The 15,782-nt window shown below is 61.9% G+C and carries 23 protein-coding genes and 1 tRNA gene; 18 read left to right on the plus strand and 6 right to left on the minus strand.

Going from position 1 to position 15,782, the window contains the following annotated elements; translation table 11 throughout:
* Positions 1-56: 56 nt before the first annotated feature.
* The 7 genes from LX70_RS10660 (at position 57) to LX70_RS21130 (ending at position 4,364) form a co-directional block, all read left to right on the plus strand.
* Positions 57-245: a helix-turn-helix transcriptional regulator gene (locus LX70_RS10660; protein ID WP_105514756.1), complete on the plus strand. Its 189-nt coding sequence runs from the start codon at positions 57-59 to the stop codon at positions 243-245.
* Positions 246-344: 99 nt separating this feature from the next.
* Entirely contained in the window at positions 345-659 is a 315-nt protein-coding gene (locus LX70_RS10665; protein WP_105514757.1) for a winged helix domain-containing protein, read from the plus strand.
* Positions 659-874 (plus strand): transcriptional coactivator p15/PC4 family protein, encoded by a 216-nt coding sequence (locus LX70_RS10670; RefSeq protein ID WP_105514758.1) that lies wholly within the window; start codon positions 659-661, stop codon positions 872-874. The genes LX70_RS10665 and LX70_RS10670 overlap by 1 nt, the downstream gene beginning before the upstream one ends.
* A 91-nt stretch (positions 875-965) precedes the next feature.
* Positions 966-1,244, plus strand: a complete 279-nt coding sequence (locus tag LX70_RS10675; RefSeq protein WP_105514759.1) for a hypothetical protein — start codon at positions 966-968, stop codon at positions 1,242-1,244.
* A complete protein-coding gene (locus tag LX70_RS10680; protein WP_105514760.1) occupies positions 1,241-2,128 on the plus strand; it encodes a hypothetical protein in 888 nt (295 codons plus the stop codon). The genes LX70_RS10675 and LX70_RS10680 overlap by 4 nt, the downstream gene beginning before the upstream one ends.
* Before the next feature lie 2 nt (positions 2,129-2,130).
* The gene (locus LX70_RS10685) at positions 2,131-3,861 is read left to right on the plus strand and encodes a hypothetical protein (RefSeq protein ID WP_105514761.1); all 1,731 of its coding nucleotides are present in this window, start codon (positions 2,131-2,133) and stop codon (positions 3,859-3,861) included.
* Entirely contained in the window at positions 3,858-4,364 is a 507-nt protein-coding gene (locus LX70_RS21130; protein WP_146111584.1) for an HGGxSTG domain-containing protein, read from the plus strand. The genes LX70_RS10685 and LX70_RS21130 overlap by 4 nt, the downstream gene beginning before the upstream one ends.
* Before the next feature lie 291 nt (positions 4,365-4,655).
* Here the strand turns inward: LX70_RS21130 and LX70_RS10695 are convergent, their stop codons facing one another.
* Both LX70_RS10695 and LX70_RS10700 read right to left on the minus strand, forming a co-directional pair.
* Positions 4,656-4,925 (minus strand): hypothetical protein, encoded by a 270-nt coding sequence (locus tag LX70_RS10695; RefSeq protein ID WP_105514762.1) that lies wholly within the window; start codon positions 4,923-4,925, stop codon positions 4,656-4,658.
* 4 nt (positions 4,926-4,929) lie between these two features.
* Positions 4,930-5,166, minus strand: a complete 237-nt coding sequence (locus LX70_RS10700) for a helix-turn-helix domain-containing protein (RefSeq protein ID WP_105514763.1) — start codon at positions 5,164-5,166, stop codon at positions 4,930-4,932.
* 91 nt (positions 5,167-5,257) lie between these two features.
* Between LX70_RS10700 and LX70_RS10705 the strand changes: the two genes are divergently transcribed.
* The 11 genes from LX70_RS10705 (at position 5,258) to LX70_RS20450 (ending at position 11,922) form a co-directional block, all read left to right on the plus strand.
* Positions 5,258-5,845 carry a hypothetical protein gene (locus LX70_RS10705; RefSeq protein ID WP_105514764.1) on the plus strand — a complete coding sequence of 196 codons (588 nt, stop codon included), beginning with the start codon at positions 5,258-5,260 and terminating at the stop codon, positions 5,843-5,845.
* A gap of 23 nt (positions 5,846-5,868) precedes the next feature.
* Positions 5,869-6,258 (plus strand): hypothetical protein, encoded by a 390-nt coding sequence (locus LX70_RS10710; protein ID WP_105514765.1) that lies wholly within the window; start codon positions 5,869-5,871, stop codon positions 6,256-6,258.
* Positions 6,255-6,458, plus strand: coding sequence for a hypothetical protein (locus tag LX70_RS10715; protein WP_105514766.1), 204 nt, complete (start codon positions 6,255-6,257; stop codon positions 6,456-6,458). Before LX70_RS10710 ends, LX70_RS10715 begins: the two co-directional genes overlap by 4 nt.
* On the plus strand, positions 6,455-6,775 hold the full coding sequence (locus LX70_RS10720; RefSeq protein WP_146111585.1) for a hypothetical protein: 321 nt from the start codon (positions 6,455-6,457) through the stop codon (positions 6,773-6,775). The genes LX70_RS10715 and LX70_RS10720 overlap by 4 nt, the downstream gene beginning before the upstream one ends.
* Positions 6,776-6,835: 60 nt before the next feature.
* Positions 6,836-7,354 (plus strand): hypothetical protein, encoded by a 519-nt coding sequence (locus LX70_RS10725; protein ID WP_105514768.1) that lies wholly within the window; start codon positions 6,836-6,838, stop codon positions 7,352-7,354.
* A gap of 284 nt (positions 7,355-7,638) precedes the next feature.
* A complete protein-coding gene (locus LX70_RS10730; RefSeq protein WP_105514769.1) occupies positions 7,639-8,124 on the plus strand; it encodes a thermonuclease family protein in 486 nt (161 codons plus the stop codon).
* 209 nt (positions 8,125-8,333) lie between these two features.
* A complete protein-coding gene (locus tag LX70_RS10735) occupies positions 8,334-8,765 on the plus strand; it encodes a hypothetical protein (protein WP_211301698.1) in 432 nt (143 codons plus the stop codon).
* 110 nt (positions 8,766-8,875) lie between these two features.
* Positions 8,876-9,826: an SOS response-associated peptidase gene (locus tag LX70_RS10740; RefSeq protein WP_245885039.1), complete on the plus strand. Its 951-nt coding sequence runs from the start codon at positions 8,876-8,878 to the stop codon at positions 9,824-9,826.
* Between the two features lie 263 nt (positions 9,827-10,089).
* Positions 10,090-10,869 carry a TIGR04255 family protein gene (locus tag LX70_RS10745; RefSeq protein WP_105514770.1) on the plus strand — a complete coding sequence of 260 codons (780 nt, stop codon included), beginning with the start codon at positions 10,090-10,092 and terminating at the stop codon, positions 10,867-10,869.
* Positions 10,870-11,081: 212 nt separating this feature from the next.
* Positions 11,082-11,399, plus strand: a complete 318-nt coding sequence (locus LX70_RS20445; RefSeq protein ID WP_146111586.1) for a hypothetical protein — start codon at positions 11,082-11,084, stop codon at positions 11,397-11,399.
* Between the two features lie 184 nt (positions 11,400-11,583).
* Positions 11,584-11,922, plus strand: coding sequence for a hypothetical protein (locus tag LX70_RS20450; protein ID WP_146111587.1), 339 nt, complete (start codon positions 11,584-11,586; stop codon positions 11,920-11,922).
* Between the two features lie 53 nt (positions 11,923-11,975).
* Here LX70_RS20450 and LX70_RS10755 read toward each other — a convergent pair.
* From LX70_RS10755 to LX70_RS10770, 4 genes are all read right to left on the minus strand, one after another.
* Positions 11,976-12,051: transfer RNA gene (locus LX70_RS10755), tRNA-Thr, on the minus strand.
* A gap of 120 nt (positions 12,052-12,171) precedes the next feature.
* Complete coding sequence (locus tag LX70_RS10760; RefSeq protein WP_105514772.1) at positions 12,172-13,653, minus strand: heme biosynthesis protein HemY; 1,482 nt, start codon at positions 13,651-13,653, stop codon at positions 12,172-12,174.
* A gap of 7 nt (positions 13,654-13,660) precedes the next feature.
* Complete coding sequence (locus LX70_RS10765) at positions 13,661-14,899, minus strand: COG4223 family protein (protein WP_105514773.1); 1,239 nt, start codon at positions 14,897-14,899, stop codon at positions 13,661-13,663.
* Positions 14,900-15,036: 137 nt separating this feature from the next.
* Positions 15,037-15,753, minus strand: a complete 717-nt coding sequence (locus LX70_RS10770) for a uroporphyrinogen-III synthase (protein WP_170076176.1) — start codon at positions 15,751-15,753, stop codon at positions 15,037-15,039.
* Between the last annotated feature and the right edge of the window lie 29 nt (positions 15,754-15,782).

Consider the following 15,782-nt stretch of genomic DNA (forward strand, 5'->3'; position numbering starts at 1 on the left):
TGATAGGGGCTGAACTGACCACACTTGCCGCATCCGAAACCGATTGGGATGCGACAATGACCCAAGAACTGCTTTCCGACCGTGACGCTTCGGCCCTTATGGGCTGCGGACGCTCGACGCTTTGGCGCTGGGCATCCGAGGGCGTCATTCCGAAACCCCTCAAAATCGGCGGGACATCGCGCTGGAAGCGCGCCGACATCGAAGCCGTCATCGCCAAGGCCGAAGCCGCCCGCGAGGCCGCATAAGAAACCCCCGCCGGATGGACCGGACGGGGGAAATTTCTTACGGCGACACCGAAGGAATACCGCATCCGGCCCCGGCATTCAATGCTGAAAGGCTAGAGCATGAAGAACCAGCACGACAAATGGGGCAAGGCACAGTACGCCGTCACCGCCCCGGACGGCACCGGAACCATCATCATCGTGAACGGTCGCGAACGTTGGGCATTGGAATGCCTCATCGAGGCCGGTGTTGACGGATGCACCCCGATCAAGAACCCTGCACCCCGTTGGAGCCACTATGTCTGGCTGCTTCGCGGCGATGGTGTCGAGATCGAGACCATCCATGAACCGCATGACGGGCCGTTCCCCGGCACTCATGCCCGGTACGTTCTCAGAAGCAAGGTCGATCCTGTCCAAGCCATTGGGGAGGCCGCCTGATGCAGATCGCGACCATCCCGAAAAACGCCCGCGAAGAAATCCGCGTCGAAGTCCAGGACTTCAAAGGCCATCGGCTGCTGAACATCCGGGTCTGGTACGATGACGGCACGGGCGAGTACCGCCCCGGCAAGCAGGGCCTCGCCCTCCGTCTGGACCGGCTTTCCGACCTGTGCGGCGCACTTGAAAAGGCGGCGGAACTGGAGGGCGCGGCATGAGGCACCTCCGCATCATCCACCTTCGACGCCTTGGCTACGCGCTGGCTCAGGCCGAAATCCTCGAACCGTTCATCTTCGGGGAGGGCTGCGAATGACAGCCCTTCTCGATCATCGCGAGACGGCTGACGGCTACCACGGCGAGATATTTCGCCGTGGTGGTTTCCGCGTCATCGTCTGCAAGGACGGCATTCAATGGATCTTGCAGCGCCGCAAGTCTGACGCTGGGAAGCGGGCTGGGGCGCGCTGGATTGCCCTGGGGTACTTCCTGACCCGCGACGGGCTGGCACGCCTCTGGCACCGCAAAACGGGCGCGTCTGCACCGGAGATCGACGCTCTGCCCGACCGGATCACGCGGGGGGCAGGCAGATGAGCGGCAGAACCTTTGCGCAGATCAACTGCGGCCTCCTGAAATCGCAGAAGATGCGGTCACTCGGACATGCCGAGAAATGGGCATACATCTGCGCCCACCTGACGCCCTTCGCGAGCTTCTCGGGCGTATTCAGGTATCCCACCGTCATGTGGGCGCATGATGCCTGCCTGAGTGTGGAAGAATTCGAAGCCGCGCGCGCCCGGTTGGCCAAGGTCGGGCTGATCGAATTCGATGACGCCGAGGAACTGGTTCGGATCGTCGGCTTCCATCGGCAAAGACCGCCGGAAAATGCCTCGCGGTGCATTTCACTGATCTGCGATTTCGATGCGGCGATGGTCGATGCGGATGGCGATAGGGGAATGGTTCTCCGCTGCGTCGCCGAGTTTGTTGTGGCAGCGCTACAGCGGGCGCAGGGCTGGAAGCCGGATAGCCCCGAGCGCGCGAAACTTCGTGAAGCGGTCGGGCCGTTCCTGAAATCCACCTTTCAGGACGCGGGCGATAGCTTTCTCGATGCCCTGGCCGACGAACTGACCGGCATCAGCAAGGCCGTTCGGGCCGAATTGGTCGCCCTGTTGCCCGTTCTCGCCACCCACCGTGGGGACACCGTGTCAGCACCGTCTGGCGACCGTGTGGCCACACGAGACGTAGACGAGACGAGACTTAGAGAAGACTTAGACGAAGACGAAAACGAAGAAGAATACGAGACGGCGCGATTTCGCGAAGTGCTTCGCGACGATCCGTGGTCGCGGGCTGAGCCGTCGGATTTGCTGAGAAGCAAGGCAAACGGAAATGGAGCGCCAAGCAAGGGGCCGTTGTCTGCGACCCTGAGGTCTCGCATCGCGACCGAGAGCTTGGCGACGCGAGCAAATGGCAAAGGAAACTGAAAATGGCCGACACCACTCTGAACCCCATCACCTCTGAGCAGCGCGCGGCGATTGATCGCGCCCAACGCTCTATCGCGCTAAAGGGAGCGCCAACCCGGCAGCAACACGCGGCCATAGAGCGGGCGCAGCATCGGCTCAACGGCGGCGGGGCCTTCACCTTCGAAGAAGTCATGCAGGCCCTCCGCAATGCGGACGCGGCCGGAAACGTCGAGGACGCCAAGCGCTTGGCGCAGATCGCGCAATCCATGCGGAACAAGGAACAGAACTCCTCCGAGGCTGGCGGGCCTTGGGAGAAATACCAAAGGCCCGAAGCTGGCCCGTGGACGAAGTATCAAACGGCCAATTCCGGCGAGACTTATGGGCCGCCGTTGCCTGAAGCTTCTCCGGGCGTGGCGGGGGGCATGGCCGCAGCGGCATCCGATGGCGCGTTGTTCGGCTTCGGGGATGAATACCTTGCGGGCCTCTCGGCGGTTCTCGGAGTTCAGCCTGACGGAAAGGGCGGCGCGAACTGGTTCGACTATTCGAAGCCCATGGGCGAACGGTACGACACCGCGTTGGATCAAATCCGCATCGAACAGGGCCAGTTTCGCGATGAGCATCCGAAGACGGCGCTTGGCGCGGAAATCGCCGGGTCCATCGCTGTCCCCGGTGGCGCGGGCGCGAAATTCATCAACAAGGGTGCGACCACGGCGGCGCGGCTGGGCCGGGGCATGGTTGCCGGTGGCGCGAGCGGCGCGGCCTACGGGTACGGCGAGGGCGAAGGCTCGGGCGACCGCATGGGCAAAGCAGCGCTGGGCGGTGTCATCGGTGCGGCATCCGGCGGAACTCTGACCCTTCTTGGCCAGGGTTTCCAGCGCGTTGCCGGGATGCTCTCCAAGAAATCTGGCAGCGATGGAGCGAAAGCGACAATCGAAGAACTCGGCGCGAACGCCTCCAAGCTTTACGAAAAGGCCCGCGCGAGCGGAGCCACCATCCCCGAGGGCAGAGTAAAACTTCTGGCCACCGGGCTGGAAAAGAAACTCAGGATCGAGGGTTTCGATGCGCAACTGCACCCACGCGTTGCCGCCGTTATCTCCCGTTTGAAATCGGAGAGCGGCACGAAGTCACTCGCGGAAATGGAAATCCTTCGAAGGGTCGCGAGCAACGCCGCGCAGAGCGCCCAACCTGATGAACGTCGCATCGGCGCAATTGTGATCGACGCCATCGACAAGACCGTTGAGCGGATGGGGAACGGCTCGCGGGAACTGGTCGAGGCCCGGAAAATGTGGTCGCAGATGCGGCGCCTCGAAGTGATCGAGAACGCCATCGAAAAAGCATCCTTGCAGGACGACTTCGTCGCTGGCCTGCGGACGCAGTTCAAGGCTCTTGTTCGCAACCCAAAGGCTCTGAGAGGGTTCAGTGATGCCGAAAAGGCGGCGATCCGCCGCGTGGCCGTTGGGTCGGCTACCGAAAAGGGTCTGCGCGCCCTAGGGAAGCTGCTTTCGCCGCGAAGTGCGTCGGGCTGGGCGCTGACTGGTGGTGCTGCTTATAGCGGTGCCGGGCTTGGCGCGGCGGCAATCCCGCTCGCGGGGACTGCGCTTAAATCGGTCACTGACTCCGCGACCAAGCATGCGGTGGATGTGGCGCGCGCGACCGTCTCGGGAACGCCGATGGTGCCGATGGCGAAAAATGCATTGGCGGGGCTGGTGCCTGCGACCAATGTGTTGGCCCTAAACCCCTTCAATCAGCGATGACGGGTGACGACATCAGAACTGCCCGGATTGGCCGAGGCTGGAGTCAACGCGAACTTGCGCGTCGCTCCAGCCTGACCCACCGCGCGGTTCAATATTGGGAGGCGCGAAGTCAGCTAGACCCAGCGGCTTTCGCCGTCCTGAAGATTGCGCAAGCCTTCAAGTGGCGAATTTTCCGAACCCGAAAATCGGGCGCGCGTCATGGGGTGTTAGATTTGCGCGAAGATTTTTCGGATGTCTGCTCGCGCGGCAATCAAGGTGAACGGAGGAGCAAATTCACCTGCACCACCAAGACGCGGCCCTTGCGCATCAACATGTCCAATCCCCCATGCGGAGCAAAAACCAGAGCGGGAACACCATGTCGCGCTCAGTCTGAACCTGGTCGAAGCCGGTGTAGGCTTCATGGTGGAAAGAGTACTGGCCCAAAGACCGAGGCAGGCCGCGTCCGGATCGCTTCCGCCCAGCGCCGAAGATGGGCCAGGAAACTCGGGGTCTTGGAGGGCTGATGAGGGAATCGCAACCCTAAGATTGCCCCAAGGCCGGACTTCGGCATTGCAACGAATGCAACCTGTTTCTACTGGGGAATAAAGGCCTCGGCCCATCACATGAGCAAGCCAGTACGCGCGCGCCTGCGCGTATCTCCGCAATGCAAGGGCCGCCAGCCACCTGACTGCCGTCAAATTGACCAGAACCCTTGGTCGTGGTGTATGCCGTGGCACTCGCTTTGCGGAGAGATACGCGCGCACGTGCGCGTGATGGGACCGCCAAAACCGCTATTGCCCGGTAGAAAGCGGCGCTCACCGCCTCAGTTTCACGCCGTCCTGCTTGGCCTTATCAATCAGCCGCCTTAGCCGCTCTGTGTGAAGCTTCGAAAGCAGAACGGAAAAGCCTAGCGCGACGGCCATGGTGATAAGCTGAACATTGGCGGGAATCTCAGATCCCTTCAAAAGCCAGATGACGAACAGTCCGCCAAATATGGCCGCTGCTGTGGATGCGCGCTGTCGTTCGAGGGCTTTGATTTGCTGGTTGTAACCCATCGGATCGTCATCAAAATCCAAGTCAGGCATCCCTCTACTCCCTTATTGCAACCCCGCGTCCAGCCGCTACCTCGCCGGTCTCTAGAAACTGAATGCCGTGCGCTTCAAGTGCCTTCCTTATCCTTACCACGGTTTCCTCAGATACCAGACCAGTATGATCCGGCTTTCCCTCGATCCGCCGTAGCGTGATCAAAGGGATTCCAGCGTCCTCGCATAGCTCTGCCTGCGTCATTCCCAGCAAATCGCGCGCCGCCTTGATCTGCGACTTCATGAGCAATCCCCACAGATAACTTTTTCTCACTGATACACTTGTTATCAGTCAAGTCTAGTGATATATAGTTATCAGTAAGGGAGACATCGCAATGACCTACGACCGCAAAAGCATCATGACGGAAGCCTGGACCGCCACCCGCGACCTGATGGTCCGGCTGAACTACGCGCCCCGCCAGCTTCGTGACGTGTTCCGGTCGTGCCTGTGCAACGCATGGATCAAAGCGAAGCGCACCGCCGCGATGATGGCTCGTTCGGTCGATAGTCTTCGCTCCGAAATCGAAGACCTGGAAAACCGCGATTACCTTGGCCACGAGGGCTTGTCCCGCATGTCCGAACTCCGCATCGCCATCCGCGATGCCGAGGCCCGCGCGGCGGCTCGGGAACAGGACGTCAAGCGCACCCTCATCGCCTCTGCGGCGGGCCGGTTCTGCACCGTCACCTTCACGAAGGCCGATGGCAGCGAGCGCGTGATGCGGGTCCAGCCCGCCACCCTGAAATTCCATGTGAAGGGCGAAGCCGCTTCCGAGGCTGCCCGCAAGGCCGTTGCTACCCGCGCCGAGCGCCATCCGCATCTGATGCCGGTCTGGGATGCCGAGAAGCAGGCCCCCCGCTCGATCAACCTCGCCACCGTCAGCCGCATCGCGGTGAACGGCACCACCCACCAGTTCCACGCCTGAACGGCAGATCACGGGAGACGAAGATGCAAACCAACGAACTCGCCAGCGCCGCCGGTAATGGCACCCTGCCGCCGAAGGCATGGAACGAACTCCACGACTATCTGACGCTCGCCCTCGACGCGCTGGGCGACCGGCCCGAGTACTTCGACAGGGCGTTCCTCACCAATTGCGTGATTCACCAGCGGCTCGCGCTCCAGATCACCCATCGCGCCATCCAAGGCGGCGAGCAGTCTTTGGCCACCGAAACGCAGGCCCGTTTCGCGGATGCTCTGTCGCGGCTCGACGGGGAGGAACTTCTGATCATCCACGAAGCGCTGCGGATGGAGCGTCAGGGCGAAATCACTTTCGACAAGGCCTTGGAGCGCATCAAGGCGGGCATCGCTGAACACAGAGCCATGGAGGGCAAAGCATGACCAACAGAACCCTTTCCGCCTGCCAGACTGACGCGGTGACGCTGGCAGCGCTGATCGAGGGCATCGACCTGATGGGCAACGAGGGCGCGGCCTTCGATAACGCCCGCATCGCAGCGACCACCGTCGCCCTTCGGATGGCAAGTCAACTGGCCGCCGATCTGGACAAGATCGACACCGCGACGCGGAGGGCAGGCCAATGACCGCACACGACAATCCCATGGAAATGGTCCGCGCGGTGCTGAAAGGCGGCGCGAGGAAGGATCCGGGCGTCATCTTCGAGAACGGCACCAACGCCTCCGACCTCTGGAGCAAAGCCGCCCACCTCTCCAATCTGGCCAAGGTCGGCATGATGGCGGCGGATTCCACTGTCGCCGTCAGGGACCCGATGAATGCGCTGGAATCGCTGTTTGTTGTGATGTGGGACATCGCCGACGAACTGGCCGAGCGCATCGGCACCGTCGAGGCGCTTGCCGAAAAGAACTCGGGCGAAACAAAGGGGCCGGAGGAGGTGAGTTAGCGCGCCCCTTGTCGGGGAGGTCCAGCTTTCAGGGCCTCCCCTCAACGATTGTCAGCACCCATGAATTTTCCCTATTCCATCAACCGGCATTGGTCGGATCGCTTCATTCCCGAAATCTGCCGGATCGTCGGCGCGCACCTGCTTGAAGTCGCGCCCGAACCGCTGGACTTTCACCACGCCACCGACCTGATGTCCTTCCTTGGCCGCGACCTGCGCATTGCCGCCCGCGTCCGCCGCCATGGCTATGCGGGCCGCTATCCTTACGACTTCACCATCCGCTCACGGGTCGGCTCGGGCGCGACAACCGAGTTGGCGAAGATAGTCAACGGAGAGGGCGATTGGCTGTTCTACGGCCACGCCAACGCCGCTGAGACGGGGTTTGACCTGTGGTGGCTGATCGACCTGCGCGCCTTCCGCGCTGGGCTGATCCGGCAGGCCGCAAACGGCTGGCCGATCCGTTCCGGCGACAAGGCCAACCCGGACGGCACATGGTTCAAGTGGTTCGACATTCGGTCTTTTCCGAGCGAGCCGCCATTGATCGTCGCTGCCTCGGCCACAATTCAACGGCTATCGCGATAGTTGTGCTTTCTGGCTTTAATCCTCCTTCCAGCCGGTCCAAACTCGCCGGGTCGGCCTTCGTGGTGGAAGGTCGTATTTCAGAAGGGGAAGACTATGCGTAAAGCCATTTTGATTTTGCCTTTTGTTCTGAGCATGGCGGCTGCACCCGCTTTTGCCGGGGGTGAACTTTCGATCCATCGAGGCGATACGGTCAGCCATAGCGGCGGTTGCCGGAAGGACTCGCCGCAGGGCAAATGCTGCCATGCTGGCTCCAAGCCGTACCACTGCCACTAGGGCAGTCGGGAATGTTCGGTTTGAAAGCCTGGGCGGTCGTGCTTTGTGTCGCGACTGCCCTCACCGTGCCGCCCAGCGCTGGGCAGGCCAAAACCATCACCGGCACTGCCTCTGTGATCGACGGCGACACCATCGACATTCACGGCATCCGCATCAGGCTTCACGCAATCGACGCCATCGAAAGCCGCCAGCGGTGCTTTCTGCCGAGCGGCAAGGCGTGGAATTGCGGGCGCGATGCCGCCTTTGCACTGGCCAACAAAATCGGGCGCGCGCCGGTTTCCTGCTCTGTGCGCGACGTGGATCGCTACGGACGTCTGGTCGCCGTCTGTCGGAAGGATGGAGAGGATCTGAACGCCTGGCTGGTGGCGAGCGGCTGGGCAGTTGCCTATCGCCGCTATGGGCGTGACTACATTCGGCAGGAGAACGCAGCACGGAAGTCCCAGCGCGGCATCTGGGCGAGCGAGTTCATGATGCCTTGGGACTGGCGGCGGCGGTAGGCGGGACGGTTCGATGTACAATCCCCAACCGAGATAGAAACTGTCTCTTGTTTTCATGTGCTTACTCTCTGAAATGCGCAATGCCTGAGTCAATTTAACGGAAGCATTTCCTTTCGCTTGCTCCGTTCACGTCCAGCGAGTAGCCCTTGGAGATGGCTCAGCAAATGATTGTGCGCGGGCCTAACTGTGTATTGAGAGAAGGGAAGCCCATGAAGAACGGAATGACGGCGATAGTGCTGTCCGCCACTGTCGCACTTTCTGCGTGCGCAGAGAAAAGCAGCAATATCTCGGCTGCCTACGTTTCGCCGATGATGTATCAGAACCTTTCTTGCCGTCAGATTTCCGAGGAGGCAAACCGGGTTTCGTCGCGTGCTTCGCAAGTGATGGGCGCCCAGGACAAGAAGGCGAGCAATGATGCGACTGCAACTGCCGTTGGGATGGTGCTTTTCTGGCCCGCATTGTTCTTCATCAAGGGAGATTCCGAGACAAGCGCTGAAGTTTCTCGCCTCAAAGGAGAAATGGAGGCCCTTGAACAAGCGAGCATCCGCAAGAACTGCGGCATAGTGTTCAAGAAGGCTCCTCCGAAAGAGGAACCCAAGAAGAAAAAAGAAGTCGAGCGCAAGAACTTCAACAATCCGTAATCCCAGGAACGGACAGTCGGCACTTGGGTGGTGCGCGTCCGCGCGCACCACGACCGATGCTCTTTGATGATGCTTCAAGCGGGGCAAATGTTCCGCTAATGTTCTCATCCATGAGTCGCCGCAGTACCCCTCAACAGAAGACCGACCGCGCCGCGTTCCCGGTGCAGGTTCATGTCCTGGTCCCCGAGACGGGGTTTGGGCCGGTCCTCGACCGGGTCTATGCTTGGCTGGAAACCCATATCGGCCGGAGCGAGTACGCCCATGTCCCCAGCAGCAATTCGCTTGGCGACACCGTCGCCTTCCTTTTCCGCTGCACAGAAAGCGCCAATGCGTTCGCCGCCGCCCATCCCGAACTGGTTTTGGCTGACGGGACGATGAGCCTGACCTACAGTTCCCCGTATATCCCCTTCGGTCGCAGGGAGCTTGATCCGGTGTGCAATCTCTACAACCAGACAACGGCGCAGGAGGCCATGCGCCGCCTGTTTGATCCCCTCCCGGTGATCGACAAGACCGGCAACCTCCAGCCGCAGGCGCAGATATACCCCGACTACCTGGCGCCGGTGGTGCGGGAAGGATCTGAGGGGCGCGAGCTGGTCATGGCTCGATGGGGTCTGCCCACCCCGCCGCAATATCTGGCCGGAAAGAAGACTGACCGAGGCGTGACGAATGTGCGCAACGCCAAGTCACCGCACTGGCGGCGCTGGCTCGGGCCAGAGCATCGCTGCCTTGTGCCGTTCGATGCCTTCGCCGAACCGAAGCAGGGCGGCGGCAACGCATGGTTCAAGTTGACTGATGTCCGCCCCGCATTCTTCGCGGGCCTCTACGTCCCCGGCTGGACCTCGGTTCGGAAGGTGAAGGATGGTGAGACCACAGACGACCTCTACGGCTTCCTGACGACCGAGCCAAACGCCGTGGTTGCCCCGATACACCCCAAGGCGATGCCCGTCATTCTGATCGAGCGAGACGAGTGGGAGACGTGGCTGGCCGCGCCGTGGGACGAGGCGAAGTTGCTGCAACGGTCGCTCGCTGACGCGAGCCTCACTGTCCAGCCGAGAGGTTGACCATGTCCCTGTCGTCGTCACTTGTGCATTCGCATCTTGGTAAAGTCAAAACGTAAGACTGCGCCGCCCGGTAAAAGATCCGTCCGCATCCGTCGAGCCGGTGGAAAGTAGGGATGATTCGCCGTGGCGCCGTAGCTGTACACGTCGGTAGGACCTAAGGGGTTGTTCTTGAATCACATTATACCGTTGAATCGAATAGGTTTTTCTGATTCACTTCCGACACGTTTGCAACAGCCAGATATTCTCTTGGTTCTAGGGGTGAAATGCAAAAGGAAGTTGATTTCGAAGTGCCGCCAATCGTTGAGGTTGTCGCCGGAGTCACCTTTCGTCGGCTTTCTGGCTTCGAGATTCCGCACTTCGGCCGATTCTGGGAAATGCTTCCCTCCGATTTCTCACGCACTCAGACCGCCACGCCAAACCTTAGGCCGGATGAATCGTATGGCCCGCTGGATATGCCGGTTCGGTGCTGGTTTCTTTCAGAGGACAATCGAAGGTTAGTTCAACTCCAACGAGACTCATTTTTCTTCAATTGGAGGCGAGTTGAGGGAGACGATGCGGGCGACTACCCAGAGTATCATACCATTTATCCCGAGTTCGTGCGCCACCTCGGATCACTGCACGACTTTGTCAAACGCGAGAATATTGGCGGTGTTGAGCCAATCGGTTGTGAACTTACGTATGTAAACCTGATTTCGGTCGAACTCCTAAATGGACACTTCGGCAGCGCAACAGACGTCATGATTGACCATCGCCGGGTGGGTGGAAAAAGGTTCCTGCCGGAACCATCTGAGTTCAATTGGGTATCTATCTACCCCCTCCCTGGCACTGCGGGACAACTAACCGTCCGCGCAGCATCCGCAGTAAGGACAACTGGTGCGAACGAGAAGCTCATCAGGCTTGAGCTGTCAGCACAGGGCCAACCTGCAAGCAATGACCAGAAAGGCTTAGATGCTTGGTTTGACCTTGCGCACTACCATATAGTTAAAGGCTTCGCAGATATGACCGACTTAGACTTTCAGTCGTCCGTTTGGAGGAGAAGGTAATGGATGGCGCCGCGCTTTTGACAGATCGAGAGGTTCGGTCCTTTGACGGTGGGAAGAGCCGCGACTCTACTTGGACCATCTTTGCTGATCAGACCCTAGCGTTCATAGGTTCTCAGAGACGGTCCGCCGAAGGCCCAATTGCGGTCAGTCTAGCGGCGAACAATCCAGTTCGCTCGAATTTGCGTAGCGATGTGGACCGCAGGGCGCGGGTTTTGGAACTGCTTGACTCCGGGAAATTTGAAGAAGCCGGAATAGAAGCACTCAACCTACGAGACGCGTCTCGGATCGCGGCTGCTCGGTTCATGGAGCGTTTGCCTAGTTCGGTACGTGCGCCCAAACTCACAATTGATGGAGAAGGCGACATTGTCCTTGCTTGGGACTCGCCCCGTAAAGTTTTTGTTACGGTTGAAGGCCAGGTCCTGCATGCAATATTAGACCCCGGGACGCCGGACTCCATGCATATAGACAGCCTCAATTTCGCGGACGGAGATATTCCCGGTGAGGTTCTTAAGATACTTCCCAAGGGCTGAGCGGGCCACCATTGGCTTCTTCCGGATTTGGGGAAAGACGCTGCTCCGGCTAAAAGGCCGTCTGTCGATAGATAACGACGCCAAGTTTTCGCGGCACGTCTACTCGCCCTTCATGGGAGTTTCAGCATTAGACGCGGACATCCGATGGGAGAACCTTTTCGCATTCCCCTCCGGGAACGATCAGATGGAATCTCTCGTTTGGCGGCGTTTTGCGCCAGATAGTGGGTGCGTCGATAGTCTTGGTTTGGCATTCGAGGTTGAGGGAAAGAAAAAATACTCGGGGTTCAGGTCTGCGAAGGCCAGCCAAATTCTGTCCTATCGGAACCTTCACGGGCATGGCGCAAGATTCATCCATGCGCCTGAGGAAGGTATTCAGCACGCACATATCACCTACTTTAAGAACCCTGATCGGGTCCTAACCAAGAACGATCGGCTCGAAATTCGAGAGAAGTTGAAGGATATATTCGGGGAAGTCACGGAGTACCCGCCAGATCTGGCGAAGGTGGACAAAAAGGTGGACTGAAAAATCAAAAAGCCGCCTAACCCGTTGAGGTTACGCGGCTTTTCTGCTGGTTGTGGTGCCGGTGAAGGGACTCGAACCCCCGACCCCATCATTACGAATGACGTGCTCTACCAGCTGAGCTACACCGGCCAACTTCTTCCGGCCGGGAACCCGGCCTGCCGCCCTTGGGAACAGCCGGAAAACCGTTCCGGCCCGCACCCATCGACGCGACGCCGCGCTGATAGCATCATCGTTCGGGGCTGTGTAGTCCTAATTTTGCGCCGCGCGGCCGGTCTCTTCGCTGACGATCACGCTTTCGTCGAGGGCGCTATCGGGATCTTCGTCGGGGTCGGCGGCCTCCACCTCCGGCTCGTCCGGGCTTCCGACGATAAGGGGGAGCATTTCGGCGCTGTGCGGCAGGCTGACCGGGGCGTCGGTCGCCTCGCGCCAGCTGAGCGTGTCGAAGCCGTGGCAGCTGTCGCAGGTGGGCGCCCATTCACCCTGCACATGCTGGCAATTGTCGCAGATCCATTGCGGCCCCCGGCTGGCGGTCAGGGCGCGGGTCAGCCAGCCGCGCACGATCGCCTCATCCTCCCCCTCGCCACGCGCGATGGCGGCCATGAGGGTGAGGCTCCGCGCGGTGGGGTGGGTTTCGGGCAGGTTGCCAAGCGCGCGGCGGGCGGCGGGGAAATCCTCGGCAGCGATGTTCAGTTCGGCCGACAGAAGGCGGGTTTCCTCGGCCTCCGGGTGCAATTTCAGGATCGGCGCGAAACGCTTCTGCCGCTCGGCCGGGGTCTCATTCGGCTCGATCGCTGCGAAGGCAGCGGCGAGATCGGGATGGGGCTGCGTGCCCCAGGCCTTTTTCAGAACCCGGGCGGCATAGGCGGGCTTGCCCATGTCGACATAGCTTTGGGCGGCCAGGACCGCCGCGGGGATCAGGTCGGGAGACTGCCGGTTGGCGGCGATTGCGGCCTCGCGCGCCTCGATGGTCGCGTCTTCGGCGATGATGCCCTTGGCCTCTTGAAGCGCCAGCACGGCGTCGCGGCGACGATAGACATCGCGCGGCAACAGACCCTGTTTCGCCTTCGCGCCCAGCACCTCGCGCGCGCCCTTCCAGTCGCCGTGATCGGCCTGAAGCTTTAGCAGCGTGTCCTGAATCTCGGCATTGCGCGGCTTGATGGCATAGGCCTTTTCGGCCAGCTTCATGGCGGTTGCGGTGTCGCCCTCGCTCAGCTTCTGTTTCATCAGCCCGCGCACGCCGACAAAGCGGGTGCGGTCATCGCTCAGAAGGCGCTTGTAGACCTCGGTCGCGCGCTTCGTGTCGCCGCCAAGTTCGGCGGCCTGCGCGGTCAGCAGGTTGGTCAGCTCCGGCTTTTGCAGATAGCGCTCGGCCTTGGCGGCCTGCGACATCGCCGCGCGCGCCTCACCCGAGGCCAGCGCGACCATGCCATCGGCCAGCGCCTGATAGCCCTTCCGTTCGCGGTTGCGGTCGAAATAGCGGCTGATCGCGGTTTCATCGCCGTTGATGAAGCGGATCGTCGCGATGATCAGGCCAAGGATCTTGAGCGCGAGCCACAGAAGCAGAAGCGCGATCGCGGCGCCGATGACCATCTGCACCGGGCCGAAAGAAAATTCCATATTCGCCAGCGTGATCCTGACGCCCGAGCCGGTATCGGCAAGGTACCCCGCCCCGAGGGCCAGAAGTGCGACAATCGAGATGAAGATCGCTATCTTGATGAATGACCAAACCATAGCACCCTCACTTCGCCTGCTGTTCCAGCGCATTCGCAGCATCGACCGCAGCCAGACGCCGTTCCGCATTCGCCACCCATTCGGCCATCACGGCCTGCCCCGCCTCTGGCAGGGCTTTCAATTCGTCCAGCGTCGCGGACAGATCGCCCGTGCGCAGCGCCGCCTCGGCGCGCGACAGGACCGCGTCGGGGTCGTCGCCCGCCCGTGGGGTCAGCGACCGCGCGCCGCTTTGGCTTTGGAAGAAGGCCTTGACCCGGCCCCATGTGTCGGTGCCGGCGGTTTCCTTGACCGAAAGGGCAAGCGCCTCACGCGCGGCGGGGGGGAAACTGTCGCGCAGCGCCGTCAGCGTCGGAACGCCCTGCGCCTGATCGGTGAGCGCGGCGGGAACCTCGACGCCGGCCGCCTTGAGGTCGGTGACAGCGCCGCCGAACGCGGCGCCGCTGTCCAGCGCGGCCCTGATGCGGGCGAGGTTGCCGGTCAGCGCGGCGGCGCGGCTTGCGGCATCGGCCTCGGCGCGCATCTGCTGGGCGTTGGCCTCAACCGCCGCGATCTTCTTCGCGGCGTCCTCGGCGGCCGACGCGATGTCGGCCTTCGCCGCATCGGCGGCCTGCACCTGCGCCGCCATCTCGGCGCGGAACCCGTCGAGTTCCTGTTTGACCGCGTCGAGCGCCGCCGAGGCGTTCGGATCGGCGGTCACCGGGCGCACCTCAAGCGTCTTGATCCGTGATTCGAGCGTGGCGAGGCGGTCGGTCAGCGCCGCGCCGGACTGGTCCAGTGCGTCCAGCTTGCCTGAAAGGTCGTCGATCCGCTGGGTCAGCTCCGCCGGGACCGCCGGTTCGGCCGGGGTGGACTGGATCTGCGCCAGCGTGGATTCAAGCGTTTGCAGCTTTGCGCCCTGGCTTTGCACCTCACCGGCCAGCGCGGGGTCTTGCGGCGCGGGGATCAGCGAAGGCAGGTAGTTCGGGATGACATAGGCCGCGGCCCCGAACCCGATGCCGCCCGCAACGAGACCGCCAAGCAGCAGGGGGACGAACCCGCCCTTGCGTTCGACCCGCACGGTTTCGGTTTGCGTTACCGGTGGGGGCGGCAGGACGGGGTCCGGCTCGCTTTCCGGTGCAGGTTCCGCATCAGGCTCGGCAAGCTCCACCTCGGACGGGCTCGGTTCGTCGGGGGTGTCGGGTTCCGCTTCACCCGCGGGCTCAGGCTCCGGCGTTTCGGCGGCGGCCTGCGCCACCTCTTCGGTCACTTCCGGCTCAGGGGATTCCGATTTACTTGAACCAGATTTACGCGAACGTGCCACGGATCTCTCCCACTTCCCGGCCCTTTCACGGGGCCATCCAATCATCAGCCGCCGGATCAGTCTAAACGCGCAGGTTCACGGCCTCAACCCGACTCGCATCTTGTGGCTAGGTTGGCGAGAGCGCCGATCATCCCGGCGGCATCGGGGGTTTCGGCCAACGCGACCTGCCGCGCGTCAAGCCCGTCGGCCTCCTGCGCGACCTGTGCGCTGATCGCGGCAACGCAAAGGGGGGCGCGATGACCAAGGAAGGCCGCGCGGGCAAGCCGGGCGGATCGGGCGGAAAAAAGCGGCAGCATCACCGGGTCCGCCCCCGCCATCAGATCGCGGGCCTCAACCGTCGGTGGGTGGGCGATCTGGGCATAGACCACTTCCGAAACCGTCTCTATTCCAGCCAAATTCAGCAGTTTTGCTACATCGACGGCCTGATCCTGCGCGCGGGGGCAGAAGACGGTGCTGGCGGGCCGATGGGCAAGAATCGCGGCGACAAGCTCCTCCGCCGTTCCGCCGCCGCGCTTCGTGGAAAACCCCGCCGCGCGCGCCGCCTCTTCGGTGCGCGGGCCGACGCACCAAGCCAGGGCGCGTCGGTCGGTCCCAAGGCGCGCCACCGCCCTGACGGCGGTTTCGGAGGTGAAGACCAAAGTGTCGCAGTCCGGCACCGGCACGGTGAGGAAGCGTGTTTCCATCAGCGGGCTGACCACAACACGCCAACCGCCGCCCAGCGCGCCTTCGACCGCGGCCGCGAACCGGCGCGAAGCGTCCTCGGGCCGGGTCAGAAGCAGGGTGCGCGGTGCCTTGGCCATCCGGCCTCCGGGATTGTATGACGGCTCTG

Source organism: Albidovulum denitrificans (assembly GCF_002973535.1).
Taxonomy (GTDB): domain Bacteria; phylum Pseudomonadota; class Alphaproteobacteria; order Rhodobacterales; family Rhodobacteraceae; genus Albidovulum; species Albidovulum denitrificans.

What these genes read in the sequence shown, in the direction of transcription:
- LX70_RS10660 (WP_105514756.1), top strand. Translation starts at nt 57, where the DNA reads ATGACCCAAGAACTGCTTTCCGACCGTGACGCTTCGGCCCTTATGGGC.
- LX70_RS10665 (WP_105514757.1), top strand. Translation starts at nt 345, where the DNA reads ATGAAGAACCAGCACGACAAATGGGGCAAGGCACAGTACGCCGTCACC.
- LX70_RS10670 (WP_105514758.1), top strand. Translation starts at nt 659, where the DNA reads ATGCAGATCGCGACCATCCCGAAAAACGCCCGCGAAGAAATCCGCGTC.
- LX70_RS10675 (WP_105514759.1), top strand. Translation starts at nt 966, where the DNA reads ATGACAGCCCTTCTCGATCATCGCGAGACGGCTGACGGCTACCACGGC.
- LX70_RS10680 (WP_105514760.1), top strand. Translation starts at nt 1,241, where the DNA reads ATGAGCGGCAGAACCTTTGCGCAGATCAACTGCGGCCTCCTGAAATCG.
- LX70_RS10685 (WP_105514761.1), top strand. Translation starts at nt 2,131, where the DNA reads ATGGCCGACACCACTCTGAACCCCATCACCTCTGAGCAGCGCGCGGCG.
- LX70_RS21130 (WP_146111584.1), top strand. Translation starts at nt 3,858, where the DNA reads ATGACGGGTGACGACATCAGAACTGCCCGGATTGGCCGAGGCTGGAGT.
- LX70_RS10695 (WP_105514762.1), bottom strand. Translation starts at nt 4,925, where the DNA reads ATGCCTGACTTGGATTTTGATGACGATCCGATGGGTTACAACCAGCAA.
- LX70_RS10700 (WP_105514763.1), bottom strand. Translation starts at nt 5,166, where the DNA reads ATGAAGTCGCAGATCAAGGCGGCGCGCGATTTGCTGGGAATGACGCAG.
- LX70_RS10705 (WP_105514764.1), top strand. Translation starts at nt 5,258, where the DNA reads ATGACCTACGACCGCAAAAGCATCATGACGGAAGCCTGGACCGCCACC.
- LX70_RS10710 (WP_105514765.1), top strand. Translation starts at nt 5,869, where the DNA reads ATGCAAACCAACGAACTCGCCAGCGCCGCCGGTAATGGCACCCTGCCG.
- LX70_RS10715 (WP_105514766.1), top strand. Translation starts at nt 6,255, where the DNA reads ATGACCAACAGAACCCTTTCCGCCTGCCAGACTGACGCGGTGACGCTG.
- LX70_RS10720 (WP_146111585.1), top strand. Translation starts at nt 6,455, where the DNA reads ATGACCGCACACGACAATCCCATGGAAATGGTCCGCGCGGTGCTGAAA.
- LX70_RS10725 (WP_105514768.1), top strand. Translation starts at nt 6,836, where the DNA reads ATGAATTTTCCCTATTCCATCAACCGGCATTGGTCGGATCGCTTCATT.
- LX70_RS10730 (WP_105514769.1), top strand. Translation starts at nt 7,639, where the DNA reads ATGTTCGGTTTGAAAGCCTGGGCGGTCGTGCTTTGTGTCGCGACTGCC.
- LX70_RS10735 (WP_211301698.1), top strand. Translation starts at nt 8,334, where the DNA reads ATGAAGAACGGAATGACGGCGATAGTGCTGTCCGCCACTGTCGCACTT.
- LX70_RS10740 (WP_245885039.1), top strand. Translation starts at nt 8,876, where the DNA reads ATGAGTCGCCGCAGTACCCCTCAACAGAAGACCGACCGCGCCGCGTTC.
- LX70_RS10745 (WP_105514770.1), top strand. Translation starts at nt 10,090, where the DNA reads ATGCAAAAGGAAGTTGATTTCGAAGTGCCGCCAATCGTTGAGGTTGTC.
- LX70_RS20450 (WP_146111587.1), top strand. Translation starts at nt 11,584, where the DNA reads ATGGAATCTCTCGTTTGGCGGCGTTTTGCGCCAGATAGTGGGTGCGTC.
- LX70_RS10760 (WP_105514772.1), bottom strand. Translation starts at nt 13,653, where the DNA reads ATGGTTTGGTCATTCATCAAGATAGCGATCTTCATCTCGATTGTCGCA.
- LX70_RS10770 (WP_170076176.1), bottom strand. Translation starts at nt 15,753, where the DNA reads ATGGCCAAGGCACCGCGCACCCTGCTTCTGACCCGGCCCGAGGACGCT.